Source organism: Rahnella perminowiae, assembly GCF_019049755.1.
Lineage (GTDB): Bacteria > Pseudomonadota > Gammaproteobacteria > Enterobacterales > Enterobacteriaceae > Rahnella > Rahnella perminowiae.
This window is the reverse complement of the sequence record NZ_JAFMOS010000103.1, coordinates 1-724: the sequence shown is the minus strand read 5'-3', so window position 1 is coordinate 724 and position 724 is coordinate 1. Positions and strand designations below refer to the sequence as shown.

The following is a 724-nucleotide window of genomic DNA, read 5'->3' as shown; positions in this document are numbered from 1 at the left end:
ATTGTTGGAGTTCCCAGGCTTTACGGATGAGCTGTAGGTCAGGTTTGAAGCGTGACATATGCCGTATACCGATGACAGGAACATCTGATAGTTTGAAACGAGCCATAAAACTGAACGTAGAGTAGTAGCTACTTTGATTTACATATTGAAGTTTACACCCCTTCCCAAAATGATCGCTCATTAACCTTGCTGCTGAATGTGAATTCATTCCGTTACTATACGCAATAATCAGTTCGGGCTGGCATAAGGGTAACGTAACTTCTTCAAAGAACCGCATTGATTTCTCGATAAGATTATTAAGGCTCCCAATCGGACTGCTGAGCGCTGCTTTTTTAACAGAGTTTGCATCTTTGGAGCACATAAGTAATGCATTGGTATAAACGGTCTCATACCATCGAAACCCAAGTTCTTCCGGAATGTTATATAAACGGTTCGCAAGATGTTTTATCCCCCAGGCTCCCTCCATACCGGCTTTAATATTTGAGAAGTCGGGGGAGTGAAACCCTTCAATTATGGCTTGTTTATTCGTAAAGCATTCGTCTGCTTGAGAACCGTTGAATCCCATGATGATTAGACGTTTTCTTTCTGGAGGAGCAGATAACAACTCGAATGAGCAATCGTAAGGGCGACCCTTTAGGTCGCATAAATCAAGTCGTTCAAGCCCTTCCAGGATAAACTTTTTGGTAATTTCCATGGCGTTTGACTTATGTAGTGAGTTTAATCT

1 protein-coding gene is annotated in these 724 nt (G+C 41.9%); it reads right to left on the bottom strand.

The window, feature by feature from the left end:
- On the bottom strand, positions 1–694 hold a 694-nt coding region (locus tag J1785_RS00540), incomplete at its 3' end, for a hypothetical protein (RefSeq protein ID WP_217218550.1).
- Positions 695–724: the final 30 nt, after the last annotated feature.